General features: G+C 53.5%; 8 protein-coding genes and 1 pseudogene. 7 read left to right on the top strand and 2 right to left on the bottom strand.

The features are described 5' to 3' along the window. From F7B33_RS00495 to F7B33_RS00525, 7 genes and pseudogenes are all read left to right on the top strand, one after another. A pseudogene (locus F7B33_RS00495) lies at positions 1–330 on the top strand (sarcosine oxidase subunit alpha); the annotation flags it as partial. Further along, positions 327–869, top strand: a complete 543-nt coding sequence (locus tag F7B33_RS00500; RefSeq protein ID WP_297072518.1) for a 4Fe-4S binding protein — start codon at positions 327–329, stop codon at positions 867–869. The pseudogene F7B33_RS00495 and the gene F7B33_RS00500, both read left to right, overlap by 4 nt. Further along, positions 838–1110, top strand: a complete 273-nt coding sequence (locus tag F7B33_RS00505; RefSeq protein ID WP_297072520.1) for a (2Fe-2S)-binding protein — start codon at positions 838–840, stop codon at positions 1108–1110. Before F7B33_RS00500 ends, F7B33_RS00505 begins: the two co-directional genes overlap by 32 nt. Continuing rightward, positions 1103–2269 (top strand): FAD-binding oxidoreductase, encoded by a 1167-nt coding sequence (locus tag F7B33_RS00510; RefSeq protein WP_297072522.1) that lies wholly within the window; start codon positions 1103–1105, stop codon positions 2267–2269. The genes F7B33_RS00505 and F7B33_RS00510 overlap by 8 nt, the downstream gene beginning before the upstream one ends. A 68-nt stretch (positions 2270–2337) precedes the next feature. Further along, a complete protein-coding gene (gene pyrH / locus F7B33_RS00515; RefSeq protein ID WP_297066607.1) occupies positions 2338–3015 on the top strand; it encodes a UMP kinase in 678 nt (225 codons plus the stop codon). 104 nt (positions 3016–3119) lie between these two features. Continuing rightward, positions 3120–4439: an FAD-dependent oxidoreductase gene (locus F7B33_RS00520; RefSeq protein ID WP_297072524.1), complete on the top strand. Its 1320-nt coding sequence runs from the start codon at positions 3120–3122 to the stop codon at positions 4437–4439. A 31-nt stretch (positions 4440–4470) separates the two neighbouring features. Continuing rightward, positions 4471–5007, top strand: a complete 537-nt coding sequence (locus tag F7B33_RS00525) for an RNA 2'-phosphotransferase (RefSeq protein ID WP_297066593.1) — start codon at positions 4471–4473, stop codon at positions 5005–5007. Here F7B33_RS00525 and F7B33_RS00530 read toward each other — a convergent pair. Then, positions 4991–6229, bottom strand: coding sequence for an MFS transporter (locus F7B33_RS00530; RefSeq protein ID WP_297072527.1), 1239 nt, complete (start codon positions 6227–6229; stop codon positions 4991–4993). The genes F7B33_RS00525 and F7B33_RS00530 overlap by 17 nt on opposite strands. Before the next feature lie 63 nt (positions 6230–6292). Further along, positions 6293–7453: an FAD-binding oxidoreductase gene (locus F7B33_RS00535; RefSeq protein WP_297072529.1), complete on the bottom strand. Its 1161-nt coding sequence runs from the start codon at positions 7451–7453 to the stop codon at positions 6293–6295. Positions 7454–7554: the final 101 nt, after the last annotated feature.

The raw sequence follows: 7554 nt of genomic DNA on the forward strand, positions 1-7554 counted from the left end.
AGCATAGAGCTTCTCCATCAAGCGGGCTGTCAAATAAAGTACGTCCGCGAGCTTGGAGGTCACGTTGCGGTTAGAGATGAATGGATGGAGACGACCGTCAGGGGAATATTCGTTGCAGGCGACTCGGCTGGAATAGAGGAGGCCACGACAGCGATGCTTGAAGGCAAGATAGCCGGTATCGCCGCCGCGTTGAGGCTCGGAATAGCGAACGAAAGCTGGATTAATGAAATCGAGAAAGCCCAGCGCGACCTCGACGAGTTCCGCTCCGGACCGTTTGGCAGACACATCGCTGAGGGGATAAGGAAGCTCCTTGCGGAGGTGAAAGAATGAGCGTGATTCCCCCTTACCTTCAGAGGGGATACATAACGCCTGATGAGCTCTTCTCGATAATCCCAAAGCCGAGCGAGGAGAGGCTGAGGAAAAGGCCCGTTGCCGTTCCCGAGTGCCCACAGGAGATACCATGTGCGCCCTGCAGGGAAATATGCCCCACAGAAGCAATAAGCATGCCCACGCCGAACGATTTACCTATGGTGGACTACGAGAAGTGCATAGGCTGCTCCCTCTGTGTCCAGATATGCCCCGGGCTGGCCTTCTTCATGGTGCACTACGTCGGGGATAAGGCGAAGATAACGATGCCCCACGAACTTCTTCCGCTCCCCGAAAGGGGAGAGGAAGTTGTTCTCCTCAACCGCGTGGGGGAGCCCGTCGGGAAAGGCAAGGTCCTCACCGTCGTGCCAAGGGAAAAGAGCAGGGGTGACACTCCGATAATCGTCGTCGAGGTGCCGATAGAGATGGCGTGGGATGTAAGGGCGGTTAAAGTGGGAAGGAGGGAACAACATGGCCGGGAAAAGGATAGTTTGTCGCTGTAACGACGTGACCGTGGAGGACGTTGAGGCTCTCATCGATTCTGGAATTACCGATATCGAGGAGATTAAGAGGCTTCTTCGCGTTGGTATGGGCCCGTGTCAGGGGAGGGCGTGCATTCCGATTGTAATCTCAATCCTCGCAAGGAAGACAGGAAGAAAACCCGAGGAAATACCACTACCTAAAGCGAGGGTTCCAACAAGACCCGTCCGCGTTGAGGTTCTCGTGGGTGGTAGCGATGAGTAAGATAGCGATTATCGGCGGTGGGATAATAGGCGTTGCAACGGCCTACGAGCTGGCAAAGCTTGGGGAAGATGTTATCCTCTTCGAGAAGAACTACTTTGGCTCGGGCTCCACATTCCGCTGTGCCACAGGAATACGCGCCCAGTTCACGGACGAGGCAAACGTTAGGCTCATGAAGTATTCCGTTAAACGATGGGAAGGGCTTGAGGAGGAGCTTGAGGCAGAGATAGGCTTCACTCAGAGCGGGTATCTGTTTCTGGCCACAAGTGAGGAGGAAATCGAGACGTTTAAAGCGAACATAAAGCTCCAGAACCGCTTCGGCGTCCAGACGAGGCTAATCGATATGGACGAGGCCAAGGAAATAGTGCCGATTCTCAACACCGAGCCATTCTTGGCAGGAGCATGGAATCCGAAAGACGGCAAGGCAAACCCCTTCAAGACGCTTTTCGCATACCTAAGGAAGGCCAGAGAGCTGGGTATCGATGCAAGGGAGCACACAGAGGTCGTTGGACTTGAGCGCGAAGGGGATGCCATAACGGCTGTCAAGTTCAGAAGCAACGGAAAAGTTGAGGGCGTTAAGGTCGATGCCGTTTTAAACGCTTCCAACGCCTGGGCACCGCGCATCAACGAGATGGCTAGTTTAAAGCACAACCTCGTGCCGATTACACCATGCAAACACCAGCTCGTCAAGACGGAACCGCTTGAAAGGGGTCAGGCCGAGCCTTTAGTCTGCCCGCCGAGCTGGGACGATGCATACATAATCCAGGACGGCGAGGATGGGGGAATAATCTGTGGCGCTGGAATCGAGCACAAAGCTAAGAGCCTTGACGACTATGAGCCGACCTACGACTTCCTGAAAGGTGCCCTCCGTTATGCCGTGAAAATCGCCCCGCCTATCCGCTACGCCCACATAGTCAGACAGTGGGCCGGGTTCTATGCCAAAACACCCGACAGTAACCCCGCTATCGGAAAACTCCTCGACAACTTTTACATAGCGGCTGGCTTTTCTGGACACGGCTTCATGATGGCTCCTGCCATTGCGCAGGCGATGGCTGAGCTAATTTCAAGGGGCCGTTCAAAGGTTCCTCTCGACTGGGAGTGGTACGACCCGTATAGGTTCGAGAGGGGTGAGCTGAGAAGCTCGGCATTCCAGATAGGCTGAACCCTATTGCCATTTTTACGACAAGAAAAAGATTATAAGGTAACCCGATTAGCACCGTGAGGGTCGTTATGAGGATAGTCTTCGACATAGGTGGCTCTGTTCTCGTTCCCGAAGACCCGGACGTCGATTTTATTAAGGCCATAGCTTACGAGCTCGTCAAGATAAGCGAGGACCACGAGGTTGCGGTGGTTGTGGGTGGCGGAAAAGTTGCAAGGAAATACATCAAAGCCGCGAAGGAATTTACGCCAAACGAGACCTTCAAGGACTACATAGGGATACACATCACGAGGGCAAACGCGATGCTCCTGATAGCGGCGCTCGGGGAAAAGGCCTATCCCTTCGTAATCCAGGACTTCCGTAAGGCATGGGAAGTGATACAGCTCAAGAAGATACCGATAATGGGCGGAACGCATCCAGGGCACACCACAGATGCCGTGGCAACTCTTCTGGCCGAGTACCTGCAGGCCGACCTTCTGGTTGTTGTCACGAACGTGGACGGCGTCTATGACTCCGACCCGCGGAAGAACCCAAACGCCAAAAAGCTCGACAGGATAACGCCGGAGCAACTCGTGGAGATAGCAATGGAGGCAGAGAGCAAAGCCGGTGGCAGTGGAGTCGTTGACGCTCTCGCTGCTAAGTTCATCCAGCGCGGGCGGATAAGGACGTACATAGTCGGCAAGCGCGATGCGTACCATCTCTTCGACGTCGTGAAGGGCAAGCACAACGGGACTGTTGTGGAGCCCTGACTTTACTTTTACCTAACTTTTTCCGTAAGGTTTTAGGGTTAGTTTCAACCCAACAAAAACCACCTTTTTATACCTCCTTCCCCTTCTCCCTCAGGTGGTGTTATATGAAAATCGTCGTCATCGGTTCTGGAACGGCGGGAAGCAACTTCGCTCTCTTCATGAGAAAGCTCGACAGGAAGGCTGAGATTACCGTCATCGGAAAGGAGGGAACCATGCAGTACTCCCCTTGCGCTCTACCGCACGTTATAAGTGGCACGATAGAGAAGCCCGAAGATGTCATCGTCTTCCCGAACGAGTTCTATGAAAAGCAGCGGATAAAGCTCATGCTGAACACCGAGGCCAAGGCAATAGACCGCGAGAGGAAGGTAGTCATCACGGATAAAGGCGAAGTCCCCTACGACAAGCTCGTCTTGGCGGTTGGCTCCAGAGCGTTTATCCCGCCAATAAAAGGGGCTGAAAACGAGGGCGTCTTTACCCTCAAGAGCCTCGACGACGTAAGGAAAATTAGATCCTACATCGCCGAGAGGAAACCGAAGAGAGCCGTCGTTATAGGTGCCGGCTTAATAGGCCTCGAAGGAGCTGAAGCATTTGCAAAACTCGGCATGGATGTTCTGGTTGTAGAGCTAATGGACAGGCTAATGCCTACGATGCTGGACAAAGATACCGCGAAGCTCGTCCAGGCCGAGATGGAAAAACACGGCGTTTCCTTCCGCTTCAAAGAGGGAGTCAGCGAGATAATTGGGAGCCCCGTTAAGGCAGTGAAAGTTGGGGAGGAAGAGGTTCCTGCTGATTTGGTTCTCATCGCCACAGGTGTTAGGGCGAACGTTGAGCTAGCTAAGAAAGCCGGCCTCGAAGTCAACAGGGGAATAGTTGTAAACGAGCACCTCCAGACGAGCGATCCAGATATTTACGCGATAGGAGACTGTGCAGAAGTTATTGACGCCGTAACGGGGAAGAGAACACTCAGCCAGCTTGGAACCTCCGCTGTGAGAATGGCCAAAATCGCGGCTGAGCACATAGCCGGGAAGGACGCATCGTTTAAGCCCGTCTTCAACACCGCCATTACAGAGCTGTTTGGACTTGAGATAGGGGCCTTCGGAATCATAGAGGAAGGGGCGAAGAAGGAGAGCATCGACATAGCGGTCGGCAAGTTCAAAGGTTCAACCAAGCCCGAGTATTATCCGGGAGGAAAGCCGATAACGGTTAAGGTTATCTTTAGAAAGTCGGACAAAAAGCTCATCGGAGCCCAAGTAGTTGGTGGCGAAAGGGTGTGGGGAAGGATAATGACGCTCTCCGCTCTGGCGCAGAAGGGTGCAACCGTTGAAGACGTCGTTTACCTTGAGACCGCTTATGCTCCACCCATAAGCCCGACGATAGACCCGATAACCGTTGCAGGGGAGATGGCACTTAGGAGGTTCCGTTGAGTTTTTAGAGTTCTGCCCCAACCTTTTTACAATGAACCGGGTGAAGGTCAGCAGGCTGATGGCGTATATCCTGAGGCATTCACCGGAGGAATTTGGACTAGAGCCCGATAGCGAGGGCTTCGTCCCACTGGAAGAGCTTGTAAAAGCCCTGAAGAGCATCTATCCCGACGTTACCAAGGAGTTCGTGCGCGAGATTGTAGAGAAGGACCCAAAGGGGCGCTACGAGATTAGAAATGGAAAAATCCGCGCCCGCTATGGTCACAGTTTTCCGGTAAGCTTAAACCACAAGGAAGACCTCGACTCAAGGATTCTATACCATGGAACACCGAGGAGAAACCTGCCCTCTATTCTCAGGGAAGGGCTCAAGCCGATGAAGCGACAGTTCGTTCACCTAACAACGAGCAAAAGCGAGGCCATTGAAACGGGCAGGAGGCACGGGAGGGACGTGGTTCTTCTCATCATAGACGCAGACTGCCTCAGAAGGAAGGGGTTGAAAATTTACAGGGCCGGAAAGAACGTGAGGATAGTCGATAGGGTTCCGCCAGAGTGCATCACTCTGGCAGTCTGAGGGCTAAAACAAAAGCCAGTCCGAGGGGAATCAGCGTGCTCACGAAGTCCAGCTCGAAGCTTATCCCAGCGAGATAACCGCCGAGTAATGGACCAATTACCCAGCCAAGGCTCATCATGGCATTCAAAAGGCCCATCCCCTGAGCTCTCTCGCTCACCTTGACGTTTTGGGCCACGTAGGCGGAAGTCGAGTTTATCGTCATAACCCACTTAACCCCCGAAAGGAAGGCAACGCCGAAGACCAGCCAGACGTTTTTAACGAAGGCGTAGAGGAGGAAAGCTACTGCGTAGCCCGCTATGGCCAGAAGGTAGAACCTCTTGGCACCGTACCTGTCTATCAGCTTTCCAAGGGAGTAACCTGTTAGAGCCGCTGCAAGACTCTCTATTCCGAAGATAACGCCGACGCTCCACTCGCCGAAGGTTTCTTTGAAGTAAACGGAGGAGACGCTGTAAAACTGCCCACTGGCAACCATCACGAGAAAGACAGTGTTGTAGAAGATTCCCAGGTGACCGCGCATGAGTTTCTTAAAAGCCGAACCTCTCACGGTTGCCCGCCAGCTTTCCCTACCTTCCTGGACGAGAATCATGCCGAGGAGGGAACGCCTTCCCATCGGGCGCTCGCGGATTAGAAGAACCACGCCAGCTGAGAGAAAGAGAAGAACGCCGGAAACGATGAAAAGCTTTCTTATGCCAAGATAGCTAACTATCACGGAACCCAGAAAGTTTCCAACCATAAAGCCGGCGTTCTCGATGGAGTTGAAGAGGCCAAATATGGAACCAGCCCGGGTTGAGAGTTCCGAAATCAGAGCCGAGTGAGCGGGCATCATGGCCGAGCCAAAAACCCCCTGGAGAGTCCTGAGAAAGAGGACGCCAAGTGAAGAACTCACAAAGGCCATCAGGGAGTAGAGCACCGCAAACGACAGCAGGCCAAAGGCTATGAAGGTCTTCCTGTTACCCGTCGAATCGGAGAGCCAGCCGAAGGGGTACTGGAAGAGGGTTGAGGTGAGGTTGAATGTAACGCTCAAAAGACCCACCATGAACATGCTCGCACCGAGGAGGCGCATGTAAACGCTCAGGTAGGGGAAGGCCATGCCAAAGGCAACGTTTGCGATAAACATCGCTATAGCCAGGATTAAGACGTTTCTCCTCTTAACCCGGAGCTTTTTTAGTTTGAGTGTTTTCTCGCGCTTTCCCTGTAGGACGGCCTTCTCCCTCTTCGCCATCAGCGGAAGAAAAGGCGAGCCGCTTATAAAATTTCCGTCGAAATGATGAGAAAAAGGCCGAAGTCAGCCCATCTGCAGGGCCTGACCGCGAAGCTCGCCACGCTCGAATCTATACGGGTCGTACCACTCAACGGGAAGGTCTGTCTTTCCTTTCGTTACGAGGTCGGCGACCATCTCAGCAACGGCAGGAGCCATCATGAAACCGTGACCGGAGAAGCCTGCGGCAATATAGTAGTCGCTCAGCTCCTCGATTTTGCCTATCGCCGGGTTGCTGTCCGGTGTCTTAGCGTAGTGGCCGGCCCATGTCCTCAGGATTAGGAGCTCTCTCAGCGCTGGAATTATCTTAGTGAAGTAATAACTCACCTCGCGCATGAACTCGTAGGTCGGGTTCAAGTCATAGGTCGGGCCCAGCTCGTAGCCAACCCCTCCAATTATTCCGCCGTGGCTCGTCTGGGTCAGGTAAGCGTGGCCGTAGCGGAAGGAGATGACCATCGGCCTGACCGAGCCCTTCTTTATGGGCTGAGTGATGACGGCCTGATGCTTGTAGGGCTCTATCGGTATCTTCGTCCTTATCCCGGCCATCGCGTTGATGAGCTTGGCCCAGGCGTTGGTGGCGTTGATGACGATACCGGTCTTTATCTTCCCCCTGCTCGTTTTTAGGCCCTTAATCTCGCCGTTCTCGATGATGAAGTCCTTCACTTCCGTGTACTCAACTAACTTAGCCCCGAATTCCTCAGCGTGAAGCGCAAAGGCCGCGGTTGAGTGGAAGGGACTGGCCTTTCCATCGGTCGGGTTCCAGGAAGCGGCGATAACCTCACTTATGTCGAGAAGAGGGACTATCTCCTTGGCATCCTCCGGCGTTATGAGCCTCGTTGGAACGCCAAACTTGTTCTGTATCGCGATGTTCCTCTTGAAGGTCTCGACTTCGTCATCGTCGTAGAGCAGGAAGAGGTAACCCGTCTGTTCAAAGGGAAAGCCGTACTCCTCGCTATACTCCTTCCAGAGCTCGACGGAGCGCTTCATAACCTGAACGTTAGCCTCATCGTTGAACTGCTGTCTGATGCCTGTTCCGCAGCGGAAGGTCGAGCCAGAACCTATGAAGCGCTTCTCTATGACTGTAACCTCTTCCCCGCGCTTGGCAAGCTCATGAGCTATAGTAACGCCAACTATTCCACCACCGATGACCGTTATCTCGCTTCTCTCTGGAAGGTTTCTCGTCGGCATCTTCAATCCCTCCCTGCTACTATTTTCATCTTGACGTTCTTTATAGGGGGTCTGGCCACGGGTATGTCAAGCCGGTCCATCGGCGTTCCGCTCCGCTGTGA

The sequence above is a fragment of the Thermococcus sp. genome (assembly GCF_015523185.1).
Classification (GTDB): domain Archaea; phylum Methanobacteriota_B; class Thermococci; order Thermococcales; family Thermococcaceae; genus Thermococcus.